This is a genomic window from Ruegeria sp. YTSA064, from assembly GCF_059610325.1.
Window position 1 is genome coordinate 188,034 of the sequence record NZ_JBXWNK010000002.1, and the last position, 24,850, is coordinate 212,883.

21 protein-coding genes and 1 tRNA gene are annotated in these 24,850 nt (G+C 56.5%); 8 read left to right on the forward strand and 14 right to left on the reverse strand.

Features of this window, described 5'->3' with window-relative positions:
* Window positions 1-22: 22 nt before the first annotated feature.
* Window positions 23-1,318: a citrate synthase gene (gene gltA, locus AC2FI7_RS03440; protein WP_010440288.1), complete on the reverse strand. Its 1,296-nt coding sequence runs from the start codon at window positions 1,316-1,318 to the stop codon at window positions 23-25.
* Between the two features lie 114 nt (window positions 1,319-1,432).
* Window positions 1,433-2,839, reverse strand: coding sequence for a glutamate--tRNA ligase (gltX, locus tag AC2FI7_RS03445; RefSeq protein ID WP_496815241.1), 1,407 nt, complete (start codon window positions 2,837-2,839; stop codon window positions 1,433-1,435).
* Window positions 2,840-2,917: 78 nt separating this feature from the next.
* Between gltX and AC2FI7_RS03450 the strand changes: the two genes are divergently transcribed.
* Entirely contained in the window at window positions 2,918-4,945 is a 2,028-nt protein-coding gene (locus tag AC2FI7_RS03450; protein WP_010440286.1) for a ComEC/Rec2 family competence protein, read from the forward strand.
* Here AC2FI7_RS03450 and lexA read toward each other — a convergent pair.
* The 6 genes from lexA to AC2FI7_RS03480 form a co-directional block, all read right to left on the reverse strand.
* On the reverse strand, window positions 4,939-5,637 hold the full coding sequence (gene lexA / locus AC2FI7_RS03455; RefSeq protein ID WP_010440285.1) for a transcriptional repressor LexA: 699 nt from the start codon (window positions 5,635-5,637) through the stop codon (window positions 4,939-4,941). The genes AC2FI7_RS03450 and lexA overlap by 7 nt on opposite strands.
* 70 nt (window positions 5,638-5,707) lie before the next feature.
* Window positions 5,708-6,880 (reverse strand): molybdopterin molybdotransferase MoeA, encoded by a 1,173-nt coding sequence (locus tag AC2FI7_RS03460; protein ID WP_496815243.1) that lies wholly within the window; start codon window positions 6,878-6,880, stop codon window positions 5,708-5,710.
* A complete protein-coding gene (moaC, locus tag AC2FI7_RS03465) occupies window positions 6,877-7,350 on the reverse strand; it encodes a cyclic pyranopterin monophosphate synthase MoaC (protein ID WP_496815245.1) in 474 nt (157 codons plus the stop codon). The genes AC2FI7_RS03460 and moaC overlap by 4 nt, the downstream gene beginning before the upstream one ends.
* Complete coding sequence (gene trpC, locus AC2FI7_RS03470; RefSeq protein WP_010440282.1) at window positions 7,350-8,162, reverse strand: indole-3-glycerol phosphate synthase TrpC; 813 nt, start codon at window positions 8,160-8,162, stop codon at window positions 7,350-7,352. The genes moaC and trpC overlap by 1 nt, the downstream gene beginning before the upstream one ends.
* Entirely contained in the window at window positions 8,159-9,178 is a 1,020-nt protein-coding gene (trpD, locus tag AC2FI7_RS03475) for an anthranilate phosphoribosyltransferase (protein ID WP_010440281.1), read from the reverse strand. Before trpD ends, trpC begins: the two co-directional genes overlap by 4 nt.
* Window positions 9,175-9,756, reverse strand: coding sequence for an anthranilate synthase component II (locus tag AC2FI7_RS03480; protein WP_170470574.1), 582 nt, complete (start codon window positions 9,754-9,756; stop codon window positions 9,175-9,177). The genes trpD and AC2FI7_RS03480 overlap by 4 nt, the downstream gene beginning before the upstream one ends.
* A gap of 197 nt (window positions 9,757-9,953) precedes the next feature.
* On the opposite strand from AC2FI7_RS03480, the gene AC2FI7_RS03485 reads away from it, so the two are divergent.
* On the forward strand, window positions 9,954-11,438 hold the full coding sequence (locus tag AC2FI7_RS03485) for a divergent polysaccharide deacetylase family protein (protein WP_037321030.1): 1,485 nt from the start codon (window positions 9,954-9,956) through the stop codon (window positions 11,436-11,438).
* A 24-nt stretch (window positions 11,439-11,462) separates the two neighbouring features.
* Here AC2FI7_RS03485 and trpE read toward each other — a convergent pair whose 3' ends face one another.
* From trpE to fabI, 5 genes are all read right to left on the reverse strand, one after another.
* Window positions 11,463-12,974, reverse strand: coding sequence for an anthranilate synthase component I (gene trpE, locus AC2FI7_RS03490; protein ID WP_496815249.1), 1,512 nt, complete (start codon window positions 12,972-12,974; stop codon window positions 11,463-11,465).
* Between the two features lie 11 nt (window positions 12,975-12,985).
* Window positions 12,986-14,827, reverse strand: coding sequence for a peptidylprolyl isomerase (locus AC2FI7_RS03495; protein WP_496815251.1), 1,842 nt, complete (start codon window positions 14,825-14,827; stop codon window positions 12,986-12,988).
* Between the two features lie 81 nt (window positions 14,828-14,908).
* Window positions 14,909-16,084 (reverse strand): aminotransferase, encoded by a 1,176-nt coding sequence (locus AC2FI7_RS03500; RefSeq protein ID WP_010440276.1) that lies wholly within the window; start codon window positions 16,082-16,084, stop codon window positions 14,909-14,911.
* Between the two features lie 39 nt (window positions 16,085-16,123).
* Window positions 16,124-16,633 carry a xanthine phosphoribosyltransferase gene (gene gpt, locus AC2FI7_RS03505; protein WP_010440275.1) on the reverse strand — a complete coding sequence of 170 codons (510 nt, stop codon included), beginning with the start codon at window positions 16,631-16,633 and terminating at the stop codon, window positions 16,124-16,126.
* Window positions 16,634-16,639: 6 nt separating this feature from the next.
* Window positions 16,640-17,446 carry an enoyl-ACP reductase FabI gene (gene fabI, locus AC2FI7_RS03510; RefSeq protein WP_010440274.1) on the reverse strand — a complete coding sequence of 269 codons (807 nt, stop codon included), beginning with the start codon at window positions 17,444-17,446 and terminating at the stop codon, window positions 16,640-16,642.
* Between the two features lie 134 nt (window positions 17,447-17,580).
* Here fabI and pdxH point away from each other — a divergent pair, with 134 nt between their 5' ends.
* From pdxH to AC2FI7_RS03530, 4 genes are all read left to right on the forward strand, one after another.
* Window positions 17,581-18,186, forward strand: a complete 606-nt coding sequence (pdxH, locus tag AC2FI7_RS03515; protein ID WP_010440273.1) for a pyridoxamine 5'-phosphate oxidase — start codon at window positions 17,581-17,583, stop codon at window positions 18,184-18,186.
* A gap of 121 nt (window positions 18,187-18,307) precedes the next feature.
* Window positions 18,308-18,835 carry a cold-shock protein gene (locus AC2FI7_RS03520; RefSeq protein ID WP_029621826.1) on the forward strand — a complete coding sequence of 176 codons (528 nt, stop codon included), beginning with the start codon at window positions 18,308-18,310 and terminating at the stop codon, window positions 18,833-18,835.
* A gap of 10 nt (window positions 18,836-18,845) precedes the next feature.
* Window positions 18,846-19,310, forward strand: coding sequence for a DUF192 domain-containing protein (locus AC2FI7_RS03525; RefSeq protein ID WP_010440270.1), 465 nt, complete (start codon window positions 18,846-18,848; stop codon window positions 19,308-19,310).
* 43 nt (window positions 19,311-19,353) lie between these two features.
* Window positions 19,354-19,430: transfer RNA gene (locus AC2FI7_RS03530), tRNA-Pro, on the forward strand.
* A 9-nt stretch (window positions 19,431-19,439) separates the two neighbouring features.
* On the opposite strand, the gene AC2FI7_RS03535 is transcribed toward AC2FI7_RS03530, so the two are convergent.
* Entirely contained in the window at window positions 19,440-19,892 is a 453-nt protein-coding gene (locus AC2FI7_RS03535; protein ID WP_496833246.1) for a hypothetical protein, read from the reverse strand.
* Window positions 19,893-20,417: 525 nt separating this feature from the next.
* Here AC2FI7_RS03535 and AC2FI7_RS03540 point away from each other — a divergent pair.
* Together AC2FI7_RS03540 and AC2FI7_RS03545 are read left to right on the forward strand one after the other, a co-directional pair.
* On the forward strand, window positions 20,418-24,035 hold the full coding sequence (locus AC2FI7_RS03540; protein ID WP_496815258.1) for a vitamin B12-dependent ribonucleotide reductase: 3,618 nt from the start codon (window positions 20,418-20,420) through the stop codon (window positions 24,033-24,035).
* A gap of 542 nt (window positions 24,036-24,577) precedes the next feature.
* Window positions 24,578-24,823 (forward strand): EF-hand domain-containing protein, encoded by a 246-nt coding sequence (locus tag AC2FI7_RS03545; protein ID WP_010440267.1) that lies wholly within the window; start codon window positions 24,578-24,580, stop codon window positions 24,821-24,823.
* Window positions 24,824-24,850 lie beyond the last annotated feature (27 nt).

Below are 24,850 nucleotides of genomic sequence, written 5' to 3' on the forward strand. Positions count from 1 at the left end.
TCATTTCAACTTCTGTCACCGATCAGCGGTTTTCGATATCTACGTAGTCGCGGCTTGTCGCGCCCAGATACAACTGACGCGGACGACCGATTTTGTTTTGTGGATCGGCAATCATTTCCTTCCACTGGCTGACCCAGCCAACCGTACGCGACAATGCAAAGATCGGAGTAAACATCGAGGTTGGGAAACCCATAGCTTCCATCACAATGCCCGAATAGAAGTCGACATTCGGGAAGAGTTTCTTTTCGATGAAATATGGATCTTCCAGGGCCTGCTTTTCAAGCGCCTTGGCGACCTGAAGTTTAGGGTTATCTTCGATACCCAACAGATCAAGAACTTCATCTGCAGACTGTTTCATCACAGTCGCGCGCGGATCGAAGTTTTTGTAAACGCGGTGGCCAAAGCCCATCAGGCGGAACGGATCGTCTTTGTCCTTGGCGCGTTCAATGAACTCGGGGATGCGGTCTACGCTGCCGATCTCTTCCAGCATTTCAAGGCAGGCCTGGTTTGCGCCGCCATGGGCCGGACCCCAGAGGCAGGCGATGCCCGCCGCGATACAGGCGAACGGGTTCGCACCAGACGAAGACGCCAGACGTACCGTCGATGTCGACGCGTTCTGTTCGTGATCCGCCTGCAGCATGAAGATACGATCCATGGCGCGTGCCAAAATCGGGTTCACCTCGTAGTCTTCCGCAGGAACTGCGAAACACATTTGCAGGAAGTTCGACGCATAGTCCAGATCGTTGCGCGGATACACGAAGGGCTGGCCAATATGGTACTTATAAGCCCAAGCCGCGATCGTCGGCATCTTTGCAATCAGGCGATGAGACGCGATCTCGCGCTGACGCGGATCCGAAATGTCGGTCGAATCGTGATAGAAGGCAGACATGGCGCCGACCACGCCGACCATGATGGCCATCGGATGCGCATCGCGACGGAAACCGCGGTAGAAATACTGCATTTGCTCGTGCAGCATCGTGTGGCGCGTGATGGTAGTCTCGAATTTCTCCAAATCTTTTGCCGATGGCAGTTCGCCATAAAGCAGCAGGTAGCTAAGTTCGAGGAAGTGAGATTTCGATGCGATCTGCTCAATCGGGTAACCGCGGTGCAGGAGTTCGCCCTTGTCACCATCAATGAAGGTGATGGTGCTGTCACAGCTCGCCGTCGACGTGAAACCCGGATCATAAGTGAATACACCAGCTTGACCATAGAGCTTACGAATGTCGATCACGTCGGGCCCCGCAGTCGGAGAAAATACCGGCAGATCGTAGCTTTCGCCGTGGACAGTCAGTTTGGCTGTTTGTTGGCTCTCGGTCATGTTTATCCCTTCCTCATTCGTACAGTTGCCGGATCGCTGTCCGTCAAAGCAGGCAACGACTGCGTGGTGTCGCGCAGTTCGTTCTTAGTGGAGCAGCATTACCCGAATGTGAAATCAGTCAGGGTTAGCTGCATCATCAAGCCGCGCCAGGGTTTCATTCCGCCCAAGCACAAGCATCATGTCAAATACCGAAGGTGTAACTGCCCGGCCTGCCAGCGCGGCCCGCAGCGGGCCGGCCAATTTGCCGAACTTAACCCCGTTCGCCTCTGCGAACGAATTCAGGGTCTCCTCCAGTTCGTTCCGAGACCAGCTAGCATTTTGCAGCTGCGGCGTCAATTCATTCAGTATACCGTCGGATACTGACGTCAGGGCCTTAGCCGCCTTCTCGTCCGGTTGGATAGGTCTGGACGTCAGAACAAAATGGGCTTTATCAAGGAGTTCCGGGAAAGTGCGCGCTCGATCCTTGAGGCAATACATCGCACGCGCTAGATCACTCGATTGTGTTTCGGTCAGCTGTGATTTGTTTGCTGCAGACAGATAATCCTGGATTTCCTGCTGCAGCGCAGCATCCTCTCCGATGGCAATATGTTGTCCGCATAGGTTTTCCAGTTTCTTCAAATCAAACCGTGCGGGACTTTTGCCGATCCCTTCCAGATCAAACCACTCTTTGGCTTGAGCATCAGTAAAGAATTCATCGTCTCCATGGCTCCAACCAAGGCGTGCCAAATAATTGCGCATCCCCGCGGCAGGATAGCCCATGGTTTGATATTCCTGCGCACCCAATGCGCCGTGGCGTTTGCTGAGTTTTTTTCCATCCGGGCCGTGTATTAGTGGGATATGAGCCCAGACCGGGATGTCCCACCCCATCGCCTCATAGATCATCATCTGACGGGCAGCGTTGTTGAGGTGGTCGTCACCCCGGATCACATGAGTCACGCCCATGTCGTGATCGTCGACCACAACCGCCAGCATATAAACCGGCGTACCATCCGAGCGCAGCAGGATCATATCATCAAGCTGATCGTTGCGAATGGTCACGTCGCCCTGCACCTGATCACGGATCACGGTGGAACCTTCCTGCGGCGCTTTGATGCGGATCGCATAGGGAGCATCTGGATGCGTGGCTGGGTCGGCATCCCTCCATGGGCTGCGAAACAGCGTCGACTTACCTTCGGCGCGCGCCTGTTCGCGGAACGCAGCGATTTCCTCTTGGGTCGAATAGCACTTGTAGGCCTTGCCCTCAGCAAGCAACTGACGCGCTACCTCGGCATGACGGGCGGCACCTTCGAATTGGCTGATAACGTCCCCGTCGTGATCCAGCCCTAGCCACTTCATACCCTGTAGGATCGCAGCCGTGGCTTCCGGAGTCGAACGTTCCCGATCTGTATCTTCGATCCGTAACAGAAACTTGCCCCCGCGGCCCCGCGCATAAAGCCAGTTGAACAGAGCGGTGCGCGCGCCCCCGATATGCAGAAATCCGGTGGGAGAAGGAGCAAAGCGAGTGACGACCTGATCGGACATTGTGTGGATTAACCTTTTGGTAACCTTAGCGGGCATAGTTTGGCGACTATCTACCCAGCCCGAAGGACGGGGGCAACCATGCGTGTTCTGACACGGGTCGAGACCGCATTGCTGATCCAGCGGGGATATCTGTTCCCGTGGTCTCCGGTCTGTCTAGCGGTCGGGATCGGCTGGTACTTTAGCCTGAGGTTTGAACCCGGCGCAGGCGTGTACGCAATGGTCATTGCGTTTGTGTTGTTGGCGATTGGTTCCAGTCTTTGGTTGAGAGAGGCCTGGCGCCCGCTGCCCATCGGGATGTCGCTGATTGCGTTGGGTTTTCTGCTGGCCGGAACGCGGGCCCATATGGTTGCAGAGCCGGTCTTGCAATGGCGCTATTATGGCCCGGTCGAGGGGAGGGTCATAGCGCTGGACCGCTCTGCGTCGGATGCGCTGCGGGTTATGCTGGATCAGGTGCGGATTGTCGATATTCCCCCTGATCAAAGGCCCGGGCGCATCCGACTTTCGATACATGGCGATACTGTTGCGTTGTCCCCGGGTCAGCGGATCATGACCACCGCACACCTTTCTCCGCCGCAAGGTCCGGTCGAACCGGGTGGATTTGATTTTCGCCGCCACGCCTGGTTCCAAAGGCTTGGCGCAGTTGGATATACCCGTGTTCCAGTTTTGTCTTCGGCCCCGGCTCGCGATGGTCAAAGCGGTGTTCGTATTACGGCGTGGCGTATGGCGATCTCGGACAGAGTTCGTGCAATTTTGCCTGGCGAGATCGGTGGATTTGCTGCCGCCGTTACCACAGGGGATCGCAGCGGTATGAGCAAGGCCTCGCTTGAGTCCTTGCGTGCCTCAAATCTGGCGCATCTTCTGGCGATCTCTGGATTACATATGGGCTTGCTGACTGGTTTTGTATTCGTGGCATGCCGCATCGGATTGTCCATGGTGCCTATGCTGGCCCTGCGTTTGCCTGTACGAAAAATGGCGGCGATCTGCGCCTTAGCCGCTGCCACCATCTATCTATTTCTCTCTGGCGGAAACGTCGCGACCGAGCGCGCATTTGTCATGGTCTGCGTCATGCTAGGAGCCGTGATGCTGGACCGCCGCGCGATCTCGCTACGGGCGGTGGCCGTTGCCGCATTGATCGTATTGGTACTGCGCCCTGAATCACTGCTGAGCCCCGGGTTCCAGATGTCATTTGCTGCGACGACCGCTCTGGTCGCGGGTTTCGGAGCCTTGCGAGACTATGGTCCAATGCCCGGTCCACTCTGGATGCGGCGGGTGTTGGCCTTGTTGATTTCATCGGCGATCGCGGGGATCGCAACTGCCCCCATCGGAGCGGCTCATTTCAACACCGTGTCCCACTATGGATTAATCGCAAACCTCGTCTCGGTCCCGGTGATGGGCACTCTGGTCGTCCCGAGCGCCGTTGTCGCAGCACTTCTTGCGCCATTCAGGCTTGAGGCAATCGCACTGCACGTGATGGGTTTGGGGCTGAATTGGATCCTAGCGGTTGCGTCCTGGGTTTCGGGACTTGAAGGTGCGCGGGGATTTGTTGTTAGCCCAGGCCCATTTGTACTGCCCATTACGGCAGTGTCTTTCCTCTGGTTGATTCTGTGGCAAGGGCGCACGCGATGGATTGGATTGGTCCCGGCGGTAGTTGCTATTGCGGCGTGGGGGCAGGGGAGCCGTCCTGATGTTCTGATCGCAGATACCGGTGGGCTCGTCGGCGTGATGACCGATCAAGGCCGTGCGCTGAGTAAACCAAAAGGCAGCGGTTTTGTCGCATCGGTTTGGTTGGAGAATGACGGAGACGACGCGGATCAGCCAAAGGCGGCGAAGCGCTGGCCCGAGTCCTCAGGCGGTGTCCAACGTTATCTGCTGGGTAACAAAGAGCTAGTGCACCTAACAGGCAAACGCGCTGCGCTGGCCTTTGGAGAGTGCCGGCCAGATCAAATTATTATCGCGTCAGTTTCGTTGTCTCTGACAGGTGCATGTCAGATCTATGACCCGGATGCACTGCGAAGCACAGGCAGTCTCGCCATTTCCAAAGGGAGTTTGCTCACCAGTTCAGAGGCTTCAGGGCGCCGCCTGTGGTCACCTCAGCCCCGTCAGTAGCTACGGATCAAACCAACCAACCGACCCTGTACTTTCACCTTATCCTCGGGCAACACACGCGTCTCATAAGCCGGGTTTGCTGCTTCAAGTGCAATGGCCTGACCGCGACGGAAAAAACGCTTTAACGTGGCTTCTTGATCTTCAACCAGCGCCACTACGATATCCCCGTTATCTGCTGCCGTGGTTTCACGGATCACGACAACATCGCCATCATTGATACCGGCGTCGATCATCGAGTCGCCCCGCACTTCAAGCGCGTAATGTTCACCGCTGCCTGAAATCATCGAGCCCGGCACTGCCACGCGGTGTGAAACATGGCTTATCGCTTCGATCGGGACACCCGCCGCGATCCGCCCCATGACGGGCAGTTCCATCGCATCAACGGTGACGGGTTCGAAATTCGCTGGGCGGGTCCCTTCGGGCCGGTCACCTTCAATCACGCGGGGTTTGAAGCCTGCCGTCGGCTCTCCACCAAGGCTTTCGGGCAGCTTGACGATTTCAATGGCGCGTGCCCGGTGAGCAAGGCGGCGGATAAAGCCACGTTCTTCCAGCGCCGTGATCAATCGATGGATCCCGGATTTGGAACGCAGGTCCAACGCAGCCTTCATTTCATCAAAACTGGGCGGAACACCGTCCGCTTGCACGCGTTTGTGGATGAATTCCAGCAAATCCAATTGCTTCTTGGTCAGCATCGCTCGCACCTCATCGCTCATGCGTTTTCTTTTGTTCTACGCATGTTCACGTTTTGTGTCAACGGATTTGCTAGATAGGCAGGTAGGTGACCTTATCACCGGGAGGGCGCGCGGGATCATTGGGCTGTCGTACCAGCAATGCGTTTGCATGTGCTAAAACACTGAGAAGTGAGCTGTCCTGATCGTCACACGCCCGAATGCCATCGCTGTCCACAATCGCGCGCATATAGTGTTCGCGCCCACCGTTTTCAGTGAGTGGTGCCTTCAGCTGGGCCTGCTGCAGAGGTGGAAGTACATCTTCTATTCCCAGCATGCGCCGCACCATCGGAACCAAAAACAGATACCCACAGACCATTGCGCTAACCGGATTGCCGGGCAGGCCAACCATTGCTGCGTCGCCGAGGCGTCCAGCCATTAGTGGTTTACCCGGACGCATGCGGATTTTGTAGAACGACTGCTCCAGCCCAAGGCCTTCCGAGACATCTGCAACCAGATCGTATTCTCCGACCGATGCTCCGCCGATTGTCACCACGAGGTCCGCGCCTTGCGCCAGACCAAAAGCTGTTTCCAGAGAGCCAACCGTGTCTTGTGCGATCGGTAGCACGCGCACATGCGCACCGTTGTTTTCAAGGAGCGCTTTCAGGCCAAACGTGTTTGACGCGATGATTTGATCGGGTCCTGGCGTCTCGCCGGGCATCACCAGTTCATTGCCCGTCGATATCAATGCCACCACAGGTTTACAGGTCACAGGGACGGAGGCGATATTCATCGCAGCTAAAAGCGCAATATCCTCGGGCCGGAGCTGGCGTGGGGCCTTGATTTTGGTGCCGACGGCGAAATCAATGCCAGCAGGGCGGACATTGGTCTTTTCTCCGGGAGGGTGAGTGATGGTGATCAGGCTGTCTCGGCGCTCGACATCTTCTTGAATAACGACGAAATCCGCGCCGTCAGGCATCGGCGCACCCGTAAATATTCGCACTGCTTGACCGGGCCCGACCTTGCCTTCAAAGCGCTTTCCGGCTGCGGATTCGCCGATCACTTTGAACATCGCGTGCAATTCAACTTCGGTCGCTTTCACCGCGTATCCGTCCATCGAAGACGCTTCAAAAGGGGGTTGATCACGTGTTGCGGCGACGTTCTGCGCCAAGATGCGACCACCTGCCGCTGCAAGATGAACCGTTTCAGCAGACAGAGGCGTGACAAGATCGAACAATAGGGCTCGGGCGTCTTCGACGGAGATCATGACGCCTCGTAACGACCTGATTTACCGCCGTCTTTCAAAAGAACTCGGATGCCGCCAATCTCCATTGCCTTATCCACTGCCTTAGTCATGTCATAGACAGTCAAAGCGGCGGTTGAGACCGCCGTCAGCGCCTCCATCTCGACACCAGTTTGTCCCGCAGTTTTGACGGTGGCTTCGATCTGCACGCCGGGAAGATCCGGATCCAGGGTCAGCTCAACCGCAACTTTGGTAACGGGCAGAGGGTGGCACAGCGGAATTAAGTCCGGAGTTTTCTTTGCGCCCATGATGCCAGCGAGACGCGCAATACCAAGAACGTCGCCTTTCTTGGCGCGACCTTCTGAAATAACATCATAGGTTTCCCGTGCCATCCTGATGTGACCTGCGGCGACTGCAACCCGGTCCGTGACGGCCTTATCGGACACATCCACCATGTGTGCCTCGCCCTTGGCATCGAAATGCGTCAGTGGCATCACATCACTCCGGGGATGAGTGGATTGGCCAGTAGCGAACGGGTTGCGCTGGCCACATCGTCTTGCCGCATCAGGCTTTCGCCAATCAGGAAACAGCGCGCGCCATAGCGGGCGATATCAGCAAGGTCAGCAGGCGTGCTCAGACCGCTTTCGCACACGATCGTGCGATCTGCTGGAACCAACTTCGACAGGTGGCGTGTCGTATCAAGTGTGGTTTCGAAGGTTTTGAGATTGCGGTTGTTTATCCCGATCAGAGGGCTTTTTAGCTGTGTCGCCCGCTCTAGCTCCTCGGCGTCGTGTACTTCGATCAGAACATCCATACCCCAGTCGAACGCTGTCTGCTCAAGCTCTGCAGCTTGCGCATCTTCAACCGAGGCCATGATGATCAGAATACAGTCCGCACCCAGCGCACGGGCTTCGACCACCTGATAGGGGTCATACATGAAATCTTTACGCAAAGCGGGCAGAGAACATGCTGCACGGGCTTCAGTCAGGAATTCCTTTGCCCCTTGAAAGCTAGGTGTATCGGTCAGCACCGACAAGCACGCAGCTCCTCCCGCTTCATATGCTTCGGCCAGCGCGGGTGGGTTAAAGTCTTCGCGGATCAATCCCTTGGAAGGGCTGGCTTTTTTAACCTCGGCGATCAGCCCATAGCCAGATCGCGTGGCTTTGTGCAGAGCTTCTGCAAACCCCCGGACCTCTGGTGCGTTGCGCGCCTCTGATTCTAGTGTTTCCAGCGATTTGGCTGCCTTGTCTGAGGCGACTTCTTCAAGCTTGTAGGCTTTGATCATGTCCAGAACGGTCTCGGTCATGCGGTTTCCTGTGTAATGCGTGCCAGAGCGTTGATCTTTTCACGGGCTTTGCCGCTGTCGATGCTTTCAGCGGCCATAGCCACCCCTTCACGCAGATCACTGGCGGCATCTGCGACAACAAGTGCGGCGGCAGAATTCAGCAGTACAGCGTCACGGTAGGCCGATGGCTGGCCGTCCAGCAAGGCACGGAATGCGATGGCGTTTTCTTCCGGTGTCCCGCCGACAATATCCTCGAATGGGTGGACTGGCAGACCTGCGTCTTCAGGGTGAAGCTCGACCTCTTTGACAACGCCGTCCTCAACGGAGGCGATCCAGCTGACGCCTGTAATCGTCAACTCGTCGGTCCCGTCCGAACCATGCACCAACCAGGCATGCTCGGCGCCCAGCAGGCCCAGAGTTTCGGCCATTGGGCGGATCAGATCACGGCTAAACGCTCCGGTCAGTTGGCGTTTCACACCAGCCGGGTTGGTGAGAGGACCCAGAATGTTGAATATCGTGCGCGTACCAAGTTCTTGCCTCGAAGGCATGACATGGGCAATCGCAGGGTGATGCATCGGCGCCATCATGAATCCGATACCGACCTCTTGTAACGCCTTTTCAACCACTTCCGGACCAACCATCACATTAATTCCAAGCTGACCAAGCGCATCCGCCGCACCGGATTTAGAACTTAGGTTCCGGTTGCCATGTTTTGCAACGGTGACACCGGCACCCGCCGTTACAAAGGCCGTGGCCGTCGAGATGTTGAGCGTTCCCTTGCCGTCACCACCGGTGCCCACGATATCCATTGCTCCCGCCGGGGCCTTCACAGCGTTGCATTTAGCGCGCATTACAGCAGCGGCAGCGGCGTATTCATCCACCGTTTCACCGCGTGTGCGCATCGCCATTAGCAATCCGCCGATCTGGCTCGGAGTCGCGGCACCGTCAAACAGGATTCCAAAGGCCTGTTCAGCCTCGGCACGGGTCAAAGGTCGATCGGCCGCAGCACCAATCAGCGGTTTCAGAGCATCGCTCATGCGGGGACTTTCATTTCATTCAGGAAATTCTTGAGCAGGGCATGACCGTGCTCGGATGCGATGGATTCCGGATGGAACTGGACGCCGTGAATGGGAAGCTCTTTGTGCTGCAAGCCCATGATGGTGCCATCCTCAAGTTCGGCGGTGATCTCAAGGCACTCGGGCAAGCTTTCGCGTTCAACGACCAATGAGTGGTAGCGGGTCGCCTCGAATGGTGACGGCAAACCAGCGAATACGCCTTTACCAGTGTGATTCATCGTGCCCATCTTGCCATGCACGATCTCATGGCATCGCACGACCTTTCCGCCAAAGACCTGACCAATGGTTTGATGGCCGAGGCAGACTCCCATCAGCGGTGTCTGCGTTTCGGCTGCCGCTTCGGTCAGCGCAAGGCAGATACCTGCCTGATCGGGATCACAAGGGCCGGGGCTCAGCAGGATGCCAGCCGGGTTCATCGCCATCGCTTCCTGTACGTCCAGCGCATCATTCCGGCGCACGACCATCTCGGCCCCAAGTTCGCCCAGATAGTGAACGAGGTTGTAGGTAAACGAGTCATAGTTGTCGATCAGCAGCAGCATTTGGGCACTTATCTTCCTATCGGCATTTCAGACTGGCGATGCAGCCCTTGAGCGCGGTATAATGTCGGGACATACATGCTCAGGCTTGTGCGGCAGCGTCAAGAGGACATACCCAACTTGGCGCAGTGCAAGTGAGCGCCGCAGAAGATGGCGTATGGGTGGTTGAGGCACGAAACAACGCGAGAGGCGAGATTTCGATGAGCGGATTTTATGGTGGATTGATCGCTGGTGCGGTCTCTGTACTGGCATTGGGCGCGGTCCTGTCGCTGTCCACCCCCTTGTCGCGCAAGCCAGAAGTCGCGGCAACCGCACCCGAAGTGGCTGATGCGCCTGATGCGCCTGAAACAGCGAATGTCGATAGCACTGGTGTCGATGCAGATTTGGTTGAGTTGCCACCATCGGGTCCCGAAAGCCCGGAACTCTCGTCAGATACTCTGGATGGGTTGGCAGACGTCGAGCTTGAGCCCGGGCCGCCTCCGCAGTCAAGTGAATCGCCTGTTGCCACCGCAGCACCTGCTGGAATTTCGACACCCGCGGTGACCGTTCAGACAGATGCGCCGACAGCACCGCCGCCACCGCTTGCTGAACCGGAGACGCCCAGACCAGAGGCTGAACCGGCCAGGGTTGCAGACGCGCCTCCGGCGCCAGAGCCTGAAGCGGTATCTGAACCCCGGATCGTGGACGAAACGCCTGAAGAACAAGCACCTCAAGTGGCGGCATTGGAACCCGAGACCGAAGAATTGCCGGACGTAACTTTTGAGGTTCCGGTAACCGAGGGCATGCCTAACGATAACCCGATTGCCGTTGAGGGCGAAGAAGATACACGCCCGGTCAGCAAGCCGCGCGTGCTGACGCTGCCTCAAATTGGCGGGGAAGGGACCGCGAGCTCTAATTCACTGATCGGCAAACGTGTCGTACCCCTGACCGAAAGGGATGACGCACCCGTTGAGCAATCCGAGGTAGTGCCTGAGGTGGCGGCAAAACCTATCGAAGCGCATGCCGCGATCTTTGAGAACCCCGAAGCCAAGCCACTGATGTCTATCATTTTGATCGACGATGAAGGAGCATTTGGAGTCGAGGCGCTTCAGGATTTTCCATACCCGCTAAGCTTTGCCATCAGCCCGTCAGACCCGGATGCAGCCGAAAAAATGGCGCGCCATCGCGAAGCGGGTTTTGAGGTGCTGGCGATGATTGACATGCACGAAGCTGCCAGCGCTCAGGATGCAGAAGTATCCTTGTCGGTGTGGTTGGATGAGTTACCCCACACAGTAGGCATTTTAGAGGGCGTCGAAAGCGGTATTCAGGGCAACCGAAAACTGGCAGACCAGGTCGCAGCGATTGTAGGTGATACCGGCCGGGGGCTGGTTACGCAGGACAATGGTCTGAACACCGCGCAGAAACTCGCCGCCCGCAATGGCGTACCGTCTAGCGTCGTGTTCCGCGATTTCGATGGGGCCAAGCAGGATCCCAAGATAATGCGGCGCTTTCTAGATCAAGCCGCATTCCGCGCCGGGCAGGAGGGTGCGGTCGTAATGCTTGGCCGATTGCGCCCCGAAACGATCTCGGCCTTGTTGCTGTGGGGGCTTGAGGATCGCGGCAGCCGGGTGGCGATGGCACCGATCTCAGCCGTGATGATGAAAGAGGTCGAACAAGGTGCTTCCGAAGCCTTGACGGACGGGTAATAGCGGCACCTTGTTGCCGCTTGCTCAGCTGTTTCCGCCGCCGGTAAAACGCGCCGCATCTGCCGCCGCGCGTCGGATCGCGTTCGATTTGTGCACGGTCTCCATATATTCCGCCTCGGGGTCGCTATCATAGACAACGCCGCCGCCAGCTTGGATATACAGCTTGTGGTCTTTCACGATGGCCGTACGCAAAGCGATGCACATGTCCATGTCGCCACCAGCGCTGAAATACCCAACACCGCCACCGTAGATGCCGCGTTTTTCGGGCTCCAACTCGTCGATAATCTCCATCGCGCGCACTTTTGGCGCGCCCGAGACTGTACCCGCAGGCATCCCGGCAAAGAAGGCATCCAGCGCGTCTTTGTCTTCGGCAAGTTCTCCGACCACGTTCGACACGATGTGCATCACGTGGCTGTAGCGTTCGATAATGAACTCTTCGGTGGGGCGGACGGTTCCGATCTTGGACACACGGCCCGTATCGTTGCGTCCAAGGTCCAACAGCATGAGGTGCTCGGCCAGTTCCTTTTTGTCGGCAAGCAGATCGATTTCGTTGGCCTTGTCTTCCTCGGGCGTTGCGCCTCGCGGTCGAGTGCCTGCGATTGGGCGGATCGTGACTTCATCCCCAAAGACGCGGACCAGGATTTCAGGGCTCGCGCCTACGACCTGAAAGCCACCGAAGTTGAAATAGAACATGAAGGGCGACGGATTCGTACGCCGCAAAGACCGGTAGAGGGCAAACGGAGGTTGCGGAAAGTCCTGCGTCCAGCGTTGGGCTGGGACAACCTGGAAGATATCGCCTGCGCGGATATATTCCTTGGCCTTTTCAACGGCCTCCATGTAGCCCGATTTGGTGAAGTTGGATACTGGAGGACCAACTTCAATCGCGTCGCCCAGATCGCGTGTCTCGGCGGGCATTGCGCGCTCCAGATCACGCACAGCGTCCATGACACGCTCTGCAGCTTGTGCATATGCGGCTTTAGCGGATTGTCCGTCGCTGACCCAGGCCGGAGACACCACAGTGACCTCACCTTTAACACCGTCCAATACGGCGATCACCGAAGGCCGCAGCATGATCGCATCCGGCAGGCCCAGCGGGTCGGGGTTCACATCCGGCAAGTATTCCACAAGCCGCACCATGTCATAGCCCAGATAGCCAAACAGCCCGGCAGCTGCCTGTGGTAGATCGTCAGGCAGCGCGATGCGGCTTTCGGCCAGCAAATCGCGCAGGTTATCCATCGGATTGCCATCCTGTGGCTGAAACGCGTCGGCATCAAACCGGGCCGACCGGTTCAGGGCCGATGTTTCGCCATGACACCGCCAGACGAGATCGGGTTTCATGCCAATGATCGAGTAACGACCGCGCACCTCGCCACCGGTCACCGATTCGAGCATGAAGGCGTCTTTTTGTGCGCCCGTCAGCTTGAGCATTAAGGACACAGGCGTATCCAGATCGGCGGCAAGCCGGGTATAGACGACCTGATTTTCACCCGCGTCATAGGCGCGCGCGAAAGTTTCGAATTCTGGGGTCAGGGCCATGTGCTGTCTCTTTAATAGCTTGACCGTACCGCGTTCAGCGCTTGCTGATCCAGTACTGGGCGCGCGCGGGTCTGGGCGTTGCGCACATAGATATCAAAGATGTTCTGCGCCAGTGCCTGGTCAAACTGTGCTGCAAGAGCATCCTGCATCTGACGCTGTTCGTCGGTCTCGGCTGGTGGCAGCTCTTCATCCAAGCGCACGATCAGGGCAGTGCCGTTTCCGGGAATGACGCGTAATTCACCCGGTTCCAGCTCGAAGACCTGTGTCATGAAATCTACCGGAGTATCCTCAAGGAACGCAGTGCGCGTCAGGGCGTTTTCGACCCGGAAGGGCAGGCCAGTCGCCGTGAAATCTCCATCCGTCGCCAATTGGGTCAGCACCGAGTTTGCCTGATTTTGTAGCGCCTTCGCGGTCTCTGCTTGTGTCCAGGCCTCAGCAACCCGCCCTCGGGCATTTTCAAGCGGTTCGGGGCGGGGCTCAAGCACTTCATTCAGGCGCAAAGCAAAGATTGAACCGTCTTCGAGGAACGCGACTTCGGGAAAATCACCCTCTTGCACGGCCTCAGCGGCGGCGCGGAAGCCGTCATAGGCGGCAACGCCATCATCGCTTTGCTGGGTCCAGTCGATCTGGCCCAGTTCCAATTCAGTCTCATCGACCAATTCTTCCAGCGTTGCGCCGCCAGCAAGCAAGTCGTTGATGTCCTCGGCCTGCGCCTCGATCTGACGGCGCGCGCGATCTGAGGCAAGTTCATCACGCAACTCGGGCTCAGCATCTTCAAAGCTTACATTGTTTTCTGCCAGTGATCCGTTGATCCGGAACAAGGCTGGACCAAAAACAGATGGGAGCGGGCCGACGACATCGTCGATCTCGGCAGCGAATACAGCATCAGCGGCATCGCCAAGGTCCTCGCGGGTGACGTCACCCAGATCTACATCGCCCAGCTCAAGTTGCCGATCGCGGACCAGTTGTTCAAAATCTGCTCCACCAACCTCCAGCTGAGCCAGGGCCTCGGTTGCGGCTTCTTCGCTGGGATAGGTCAGGCGTTCGACCAAACGGCGCTCGGGCTGGAAATACTGTTCTGCGCGCTGGTCGTAGAGGCGGCGCAACGAGTCTTCGTCGATCTCAATCGTATCAAGCAGCATCTCTGGTGACAAAATGGCATACGTCAGTTGCTTGGTGCGGGGCAGTGTAAACAGATCAGTGTTCTCGTCATAGAATGTCTGAATCTGATCTTCTGTCGGTTCTGCCACGGGCGTCTCCAACGCGTCTGCGGACAGCGTCGCCACGGTAAAGCTGCGGCGGGCCAGTACATAGTTCGCCATTGCTTCGGTCAGAGCACGCGGCATCTCAACCCCGCCCATGACTGCACCCTGCACGATTGTGCGGGCAGATTCCTTGCGCAAATCCGATTCGAACTCGGAATCAGTCATCCCGACCTGTTCGAGCTGAAAGCGATAGGCTTCGCGGTCGAATGTACCGTTCACCCCCTGGAATGCGGGTATCTGGACGATCTCGTTCTGCAGGTTCTCGTCGCCGATCGAAATGCCAAGCTGCCCGACTTCATTGTCCAGCGCGGCCAGTGCAATCAGACGCGCCAAGGCCAATTGGTCCAATCCAAGATCGTGCGCTTGCGAAATCTGCATTGGCTGTCCGGTTTGCGCCTCGACCGCCCTGATTTCGCGCTGAAGTTCGCGGAAGTATTCGTCGACCGAAACACTCTCATCACCGACCTGCGCAACAGTACGCACGGTTCCGGTCAGGCTGGTGGCGCCAAAGCCAGCAAGGCCCAGCATCAAAAGACCCATGAGAATCCAGACAAAGGTTTTGGATAGGTTTTTCATGCCTGCGGCCATGGTGCCCTCTTGGTTTGGTCGGCGAGTGTCTGCCCTGCTAGTTGCGGCCCTGAATACGATGCGTGCAGTCGAGGGGCAAGCTTAGAAGGACAGGGCCGGCAAACGGTCGAACAATTGCGCGATTCCGGCGCGATCGAGATTGGCAAACGCGATGCGGACCTGTTGTTTCCCAGTCGGGTCATGCGCGGGCATGAACATGGTTCCGGGCAACAGCAGAATGCCCGCCTCAGGCACCAACTGCCGGGCCAAATCGTCCGATGCGATTTGATAGGGGTGTTCGAGATAGGCGAAGTAAGCACCCAGCCCCAGAAGACGCCAGCCTTTTGCCTCTAGCCGAGGCATTCCTTCGGCAATTGCAGCCCTTCGGTCTAGAATCTCATCACGCTCAGCGGCAACCCAATGAGACAGGTTCTGCATTCCCCAAAGCGCAGCGAATTGACCGATCTGGCCGGGGCAGATCGCAACGGTGTCTAAAAACTTCTCAATCTCCGACAAAAGCGGTGTACCGGCAGCGATTGCGCCGACTCGGTGCCCAGTCAGGCGATAGGCTTTCGAGAACGAGTAGAGATGCACAAAGGTATCGTCCCAATCTGGCTGCTGGAACAATTCATGTGGCGCACCAGATCGGCTGTCGAAATCGCGATAGGTTTCATCAACCAACAGACGAATCCCTGTTTCCTGCGCGAGTTCATAGAAGCGGCGTACCAGGTCTGATGGGTATTCGACACCACCGGGATTGTTCGGCGTGACCAATGCAATGGCCCGCGTTTTCTTGGTGATCAGTGCGCGCGCCATCTCGGGGTCGGGCAACAGATCGTTACTGGTGGGCAAGTCGATGGCTTTGACACCGGCCATATCCAGCCACATTTTGTGATTGAAATACCACGGGGTTGGCAGAATGACCTCATCACCCTGATCCGTAATCGCCGAGATCACGGCCGAGAAAGCCTGATTGCAGCCCGAGGTAATCGCGACCTGATTAGCCTTAATTCTTGCTTCGTAGTGTTCGCTGATCTGTGCAGCCAGCTCGGTCCGTAATTCATCATTGCCCAGAACTGGGCCATAGAGATGTGCGCTGTCCTGTTCGACTGTGAATTCGGCCATAGCTTGCCGCAAGGCCAGTGGCGGTGGATCGACCGGAGCCGCTTGACTGACATTGATCAGCGGACGGTCTTCAGGAAACTCGACCCCGTCCAGCCAACGCCGCGCCTCCATCACCGGAGGGGCAAAGGTGGCGGCGGTACGGGTCATATTCATGGAAAGTCCGTGTTTTTGGTGTTCAAGCAAAACGCTTGATCAATCGGTACCCCGGTAAGGCTCGACATATTGCAAGGCCATATCCCATGGGAAGAAGATCCAGGTGTCTTGGCTGACCTCGGTAATAAAGGTATCAACCATGGGTCGGCCCTTGGGTTTGGCATATACGGTCGCGAAATGCGCCTTGGGATACATTTCGCGCACGAGTTCAAGCGTTTTTCCACTGTCGACCAGATCATCTATGATCAGGATACCCGTCCCATCGCCCATCAAATCAGCATTGGGGGCTTTTAGAATCTCAGCCTCACCCTGTGACTGGTGGTGATACGACCGCACGCTGACGGTATCGACCGTGCGGATATCCAGTTCACGGCTGACGATCATCGCAGGAGCCATTCCGCCTCGAGTGATCGCTACGACGGCACGCCAAGCGCCATCATCTGGGCCTTGCCCATCCAGACGCCAAGCCAGGGCGCGCGAGTCGCGATGAATCTGATCCCAGCTGATGTGGAAGCCTTTTTCGTGGGGCAGGCGGTCCTTGGCGCTCATGGTCTTTTATCCTTTTTCAACATCCGGCGCGTCGACGGCCTTCATTCCGACGATGTGATATCCCGAATCCACGTGCAGATTCTCTCCGGTCACACCGCTGCTGAGGTCTGACAGCAGGTACAGCGCTGATTTGCCGACATCATCGATGGTCACGTTGCGACGCAGCGGAGAATTATACTCGTTCCACTTCATGATATAGCGGAAATCGCCGATGCCGCTGGCTGCGAGTGTCTTGATTGGACCCGCCGAGATCGAGTTGACGCGAATACCGTCTTTTCCCAGATCCTCAGCCAGATACTTGACCGATGCCTCAAGCGCAGCCTTGGCGACACCCATAACATTATAATGGGGCATGACCTGTTCAGCGCCGTAATAGGTGAGGGTGACTGCGCTACCGCCTTCGCCCATCATCTTCTCTGCGCGCTGCATAACGGCTGTAAAAGAGTAGACCGATACGTCCATCGTCAGATTGAAGTTAGCGCGCGATGTGTCGACGTAGCGCCCACGAAGCTCGTTCTTGTCAGAAAAGCCAATGGCGTGAACAACAAAGTCAAGCCTTCCCCATTTCTCTTCAAGCGAGTTGAAAAGGTTATCAATCGATTCCTCGTCGCTGACATCGCAGGGCAGAACGATTTCGCTGCCCAATTGCGCAGCCAGCGGGTCGACACGTTTTTTCAGCGCGTCTCCCTGATAGGAAAAGGCCAGTTCGGCCCCGGCGTCGGACAAGGCGCGGGCTATCCCCCATGCGATTGATTTGTCATTGGCCAGTCCCATGATGAGGCCGCGTTTTCCGGCCATCAACTGATTTGACATCTTCGGTTCTCCGCCTGTCGTCGCATTGTGTTGAGTTGGTTTATGCCATTGATTGTCCTGCGGCAAGGCCATGCGCTCTTGCCCGCAGCGGGTTCTCGCCTTAGGGTCGGGTTAATTATTTCCAGGGGATGGAAATGAACGAGCACAATGGCATCTTTGCCGGGACTGATCCGTTTGAAATCGCGGGTCGGTGGCTGGCTGAGGCGGAAAAGACCGAACCAAACGATCCGAACGCGATTGCATTGGCAACCGTGGATTCGGAAGGTTTGCCTAATGCAAGAATGGTTCTGCTGAAAGAAATCGAAAAAGACGCATTTGTCTTCTATACGAACTATAACAGCGCCAAGGCACAGGAACTGGACAGTGCCCATAAAGCGGCATTTGTGATGCACTGGAAATCTTTGCGGCGTCAAATTCGAGTTCGTGGTATAGTCAGCAAAGAAGACGGGCCTGGGGCAGACGCGTATTATGCCTCGCGCTCGCTTAAGAGCCGTCTGGGTGCCTGGGCCTCTCGCCAGTCGCAACCTCTGGAGAGCCGGGCATCTTTGATGGCCGAGGTGGCAAAGGTGACGGCAAAGTTGGGACCCAATCCGCCGCGCCCGGAATTCTGGGGAGGGTATCGGGTTTCACCTGTCGAAGTGGAATTCTGGGCTGATGGAGCCTTCAGGTTGCATGACAGGTTTCAATGGAAGAGGCGTAACGCCGATTCCGATTGGCAAGTGCAGAGGTTGAATCCGTGATGTTCGCGTACCGTGAAATGCAACTGATTGCTATTAATAGTTTTTTTCAGCTTGAATTTGCGAGTGAATATCATAAACAACAAACCCTTAACGGCTTGCCTATTATCGTAACGGGAAAACAGTGCCAGAAGATTTGAACAGCATGTATCGCGTCCATGGACACGTTAAATGGTTCGATCCCGCAAAGGGATACGGATTTGTTGTGTCCGACGATGGCGGTCCGGACATACTGTTGCATGTCAATGTGTTGCGCAATTTTGGTCAGAGCTCGGTCGCCGACGGTGCTGGTATCGAGATTATGACGCACAAAACTGATCGCGGTGTTCAGGCGGTCGAAGTGATCAGCGTTGATCCACCCGTGCGGGCAGAAACAATGATGCTGGCCGACTTTGCGGAGCTTGATCCGACCGTGATCGGCAATGCTCCATTAGAGGCAGCGCGTGTCAAATGGTTCGACAAAGGCAAGGGATTCGGCTTCGCCAATGTCTTCGGAAGCAGCGAAGATGTGTTCTTGCACATTGAGGTTCTTCGCCGTTCAGGTCTTGCGGATCTGCAACCGGGAGAAGCCTTGGCCATGCGTGTGATTGACGGAAAGCGCGGACGGATGGCGGCACAGGTTCTTGCCTGGGAAGCGGCGCTGAACGCCTAGGTCTTAAAGAATGAGAACAGCATTATTCGTAGCGGCCCTGACATTTCTGATCAGTGGTGGCGCGCAAGCCGAATGCCGTTCTGACCGTGTCGAGTTGCGAAATGAACTTGCGCAGGTTCGATTTGATATCGAGTTGGCCGTTACCCCTCAGGAACGATCACGCGGGCTGATGTTTCGTGAGAGTATGCCCAACCGCTCTGGCATGCTGTTCATCTTTGATCCACCGCAGCGGGTGGCGTTTTGGATGAAGAACACGCTGATCCCTTTGGACATGATCTTTACCGACAAAGCAGGAACCGTCACCCGCGTGCATGAGGGCGCGATCCCTGGCGATCTGACCCCGATCGAAGGCGGCGATTCGGTTTATGCCGTGCTTGAAATCAATGCGGGACTTGCCGCGCGCTATGGTATTCGACCAGGAACACAGATGCGCCACCAAGTTTTTTCGCAAGGTCCTGCAATTTGGCCCTGTTAGGGCTTTTCAAATCAGATCGGCGCGTTTAGGAAGGCGCACGGTCCGGGGCGTGGCGCAGTCTGGTAGCGCACCTGTTTTGGGTACAGGGGGTCGTAGGTTCGAATCCTGCCGCCCCGACCATTTCCACTCTTACACCGGCGTTCCGCCATAGTCGGTGTAGAGTCTGGAAAAATCCCTGTCCAATTCATCGCTTTCGATTGGAATCTTAAGTGTGCTTCCGCTTTTTTGGGGAATGATAAAAAACAATTCGGCATCCACACGGTAGCCTGCTTGATTCTTTGCTGAACTTAGCCGCGTCACGATCTTTGGCAGATTTTGAGAATATCCATCAAAATTGAGAATCAGATAGGCTGTCGCCTCGGGCGAGAGTATTTCGCGACATTCAAAACTGCTTGTCCCGGATTTGACGAATTTATCGCCAGGGCCAGCGCAGTCTGTCTTGAAGGAATTGAACAGGTTCTGCGGGTACCCATCGAATTGAGCGCTACGAGACGCAGGCGGAACGTCCTGTGCTGTGCAGGACACGATTAAGCCCATAATAGTTAACAACGAAGTCAAACGCATGTTGAATAGATTTCCCATCCAGAAATGTCGTGATTTACAAACTATGGCACGCGCCACGTTGCGGTGACGATGATTCTCTGAATATGTCCTTAATGTCGGACAGGTTGATCAATTTCCTCTAACTGTGGCGGAAAAAAAGAGAAATCACTCTGACGCATCGAGCGCAGATTGATTGGTATCCGGGGACAGGCCTGTGGAGGAATCGCGATCCGGCAAGAAACCGCCGGTTCGTCAGATCAGGTCAAGCTAAAAGATTCCAAAAATGACTGAAAAAGCCCGTTGACCATCTATGGGAATATACGTCAGATTGTATGGGCCGAAAGACGAGCCACTAAATCTGGTAGCAATAACCAGAAAAGGCATCGGACGAGGGACGGAATGCAAACCAGTTTGACGTGAAACCGTATTTACGGTTCTGCGCTGTTATCGGCAGCGCTTGGTCCCTTGCGTCTCAATATTACGGCAGGGCGGGCGGCACACCGCGACATCAAGATTTTGTGCCGGGTACTAAAATTTGGACAGATCGTAGCTGGGGCAGCGGACATGAAAATTGAAAGAAAATTCACCAAACCTGGACAGGATGCATATGCCGATCTGGATTTTGTGTCTGCAACATCCGAGATTCGCAATCCCGACGGTACTATCGTTTTTCGTCTGGACGAAATCGAGGTTCCCGCAAAGTGGAGCCAGGTCGCCAGCGACGTTATCGCGCAAAAGTACTTCCGCAAAGCAGGTGTTCCGTCCAAGCTGAAGAAGGTTAAGGAAAAGGACGTTCCTGAATTCCTGTGGCGTTCGGTCCCCGCAGACGGCGCTGAATTTGATGGTGAGACGTCTTCAAAACAGGTGTTCGATCGCCTTGCAGGTGCTTGGGCCTATTGGGGTTGGAAGGGCGGCTATTTTTCGACCGAGGAAGACGCGCGCGCCTATTTCGACGAGATGCGCTATATGCTGGCGACCCAGCGTGCTGCACCGAACTCGCCGCAATGGTTCAACACGGGTCTGCACTGGGCCTATGGTATCGATGGTCCGGCGCAGGGGCACCATTATGTTGATTACAAAACCGGCAAGCTGACTAAATCGAAATCCGCCTATGAGCATCCGCAACCGCACGCGTGCTTTATCCAGTCAGTGGACGATGATCTGGTGAACGAGGGTGGCATTATGGATCTGTGGGTGCGTGAGGCGCGCCTGTTCAAATACGGCTCTGGTACCGGGACCAACTTCAGCCATCTGCGCGCAGAAGGCGAGGCGTTGTCGGGTGGCGGTAAATCCTCGGGCCTGATGGGCTTTCTCAAGATCGGCGACCGCGCCGCTGGCGCGATCAAATCAGGCGGGACAACCCGTCGGGCAGCAAAGATGGTGATCGTCGATGCAGATCACCCGGACATCGAGCAATTCATCGAATGGAAGGTGATCGAAGAGCAGAAGGTGGCCTCGATCGTTGCCGGATCAAAGATGCACGAGAAGATGCTGAATGGCATTTTCGAGGCCATCCGCAGCTGGGACGGCGCGCAGGATGATGCGTATGATCCCAATAGGAATGACAGACTGAAGAAAGCGGTTCGCGAGGCGAAAAAGGTTGCAATCCCCGAGACTTATATCAAGCGCGTGCTGGATTACGCCAAGCAGGGCCACGACAGCATCGAATTCCCGACCTATGACACGGACTGGGATTCGGAAGCCTACAGCTCGGTTTCTGGCCAGAACTCGAACAACTCGATCCGAGTGACCAACGCGTTTCTGACTGCCGTTGAGAAAGACGCCGATTGGGAACTGATAAACCGTACCGACGGCAAGGTTGCCCGCACCGTCAAAGCGCGCGATCTGTGGGAGAAGGTCGGCCACGCCGCTTGGGCCTGCGCCGATCCGGGCATCCAGTTCCACGATACCGTCAACGAATGGCACACTTGCCCCGAAGATGGTGAAATTCGCGGCTCGAACCCGTGTTCGGAGTACATGTTCCTCGATGACACGGCTTGCAACCTGGCGTCGATGAACCTGCTGACTTTCCTCAAGGACGGTGAATTCCAGGCAGCCGACTATATGCACGCCTCGCGTCTGTGGACCCTGACGCTGGAAATCTCGGTGACGATGGCGCAATTCCCGTCGAAGGAAATCGCGCAGCTGTCCTATGACTTCCGCACTCTGGGTCTGGGTTATGCCAATATCGGCGGCCTGCTGATGAACATGGGCTACAGCTATGACTCGGATGAGGGTCGGGCGATCTGTGGCGTGCTGACTGCGATCATGACCGGTGTGGCTTATGCGACCTCGGCCGAGATCGCTGGTGAGCTGGGACCGTTCAAAGGGTATGAGCGTAACGCAGACCACATGCTGCGCGTCATTCGCAATCACCGCCGCGCGTCGCAGGGCGTGACCGAGGGGTATGAGAAGCTGGCGGTGAAGCCAGTGCCTCTGGACCATGGCAACTGCCCGGACAAGCGTCTGGTCGATCTGGCCATGTCGGCCTGGGATGAGGCGTTGAGCCTTGGTGAGAAGAACGGCTACCGCAACGCGCAGGCCACCGTGATCGCTCCCACCGGCACAATCGGTCTGGTGATGGATTGCGACACGACTGGAATCGAGCCCGATTTTGCGCTGGTCAAGTTCAAAAAGCTGGCCGGTGGTGGCTACTTCAAGATCATCAACCGCTCGGTGCCTTCGGCGCTGGAAAAGCTGGGTTATTCCTCGGCTCAGATCGAAGAAATCGTGGGTTACGCGGTTGGTCACGGCACCATCGGCAACGCGCCGGGGATCAACCACACCTCGCTGACCGGCCACGGCTTTGGCCCCAACGAACTGGCCAAGGTGGACGCCGCGCTGGAAAGTGCTTTTGATATCCGGTTCGTCTTCAACCAGTGGACACTGGGCGAGGATTTCTGCACCGGCGTTCTGGGCATCCCGGCGACCAAGCTGAATGACCCGACCTTCGACCTGCTGCGTCATCTGGGCTTTACCAAGGCAGATATCGACGCGGCCAACGACCATGTGTGCGGAACCATGACGCTGGAAGGCGCACCGCATCTGAAGGAAGAGCACTATTCGATCTTCGACTGCGCCAACCCGTGCGGCAAAAAAGGCAAGCGTTTCCTTGGCGTTGATAGCCACATTACAATGATGGCTGCAGCGCAAAGTTTCATCTCGGGCGCAATCAGCAAGACGATCAATATGCCGAATGACGCGACCATCGAGGATTGCCAAAAGGCTTATGAGCTTTCGTGGTCGCTGGGTGTGAAGGCCAACGCGCTTTATCGTGATGGCTCGAAACTGTCCCAACCTCTAGCCGCGGCACTGGTCGAGGATGACGATGAGGCGGCGGAAGTGCTGGAAAGCGGTTCGACACAGGAAAAAGCCGTCGTTCTGGCCGAGAAGGTAATCGAGAAGGTTGTGGTCAAGGAAATGATCCGCAGCCATCGCGAAAAACTGCCGCATCGCCGCAAAGGTTATACCCAAAAGGCGATCGTTGGCGGCCACAAGGTCTATCTGCGCACCGGTGAGTTCGAAGACGGCAAGCTGGGTGAGATTTTCATCGACATGCACAAGGAAGGTGCTGGCTTCCGAGCGATGATGAACAACTTTGCCATCGCCGTGTCAGTCGGTCTGCAATACGGCGTGCCGCTGGAGGAGTTTGTCGACGCCTTCACCTTCACCAAGTTCGAACCGGCGGGGATGGTTCAGGGCAACGACTCGATCAAGAACGCAACGTCGATCCTGGATTACATATTCCGCGAGTTGGCCGTGTCCTATCTGGACCGCACCGATCTGGCCCATGTGAAGCCAGAAGGCGCAACCTTCGATGATTTGGGTAGGGGCGAAGAAGACGGTCTTTCGAATGTTTCAGAAATCAGTGAAACTGCGGCGACCAAGTCATTGGAAGTGTTGAAACAAATCAGCTCGACCGGCTATCTGCGTAAGCGTCTGCCACAGGATCTGATGGTCTTCAACGGTGGTCAAGCCGACGTGACCGGTATGGCGGAGACCGCAGCGACATTCGAAGCTCCTGCTGAAACGGCGGTTGCGACAGGAATGGACGCCCGCACCAAAGCAAAGATGCAAGGATACGAGGGTGATCCCTGCGGGGAATGTGGAAACTACACGCTGGTGCGCAACGGCACCTGCATGAAATGCAACACTTGCGGCGCGACAAGCGGGTGTAGCTGAGTTTAGCGCCCCGGCAACCCGGGGTGCAGGGGTCGGATAGATGCCACAGGTACCGACCCCGACGAATACGGAGCAAGGCGCTGAGACTTACCATCGATGCCTTGGTCCACTCGGCCGACATGCCCGTGTTGGCCGGGAACAGGGTGGGGCGGAATATTTGCTCCCTCCCACTCTCTCACGGGGCGGGTGCGCTCGTCCCATGCGCAGTCCAGGCCGCAGGCAAAAAAACACCGGGCGGTCAACGAAATGAGCCTGGAAGGCGAAACTGACAGGGGGCTTCGGCCCCCTTTCTTTTTTCAAGTGCGAGTCGGTTTTTGAGCAGAGGATTGCCAGATTATCTCGCCCGGGTCGGGCAAGAGTTGCCGAAACCTGTGTGGGCCATTTTGCCCGGCAAACCTCCGCAGATGCGACTCGGGCAAACACGCAGAGATTGGCCCGAATGGAGCAAAATCAATCGGAGCGGGTGACTTGCCCTTTGGGTGGCTTTCTTTTGGCGCTTGTCCGGACACAAACACTTAAGAAGACACACTCAGGAGGCAAATATGAAACCGCAGAAATTGGCCGTAATATCGGCGCTGGCACTTGGACTGCCGACATTGGTGTTGGCCCAGAACGCAGCTGACACCAACGGCGATGGCGTGCTGACAATCGACGAGGTTCAGGCCGTTGTGCCAGAGGTTGACGCCGAGGGTTTCGCGCAGATGGACGCAAACGGCGACGGCGCGCTTGATCAGGATGAGATCACAATCGCCCAACAGGCAGGACTGTTGCCGCCCTCCAACGGTTGATCCACTTAGAAAAATGGCGGCCCGATT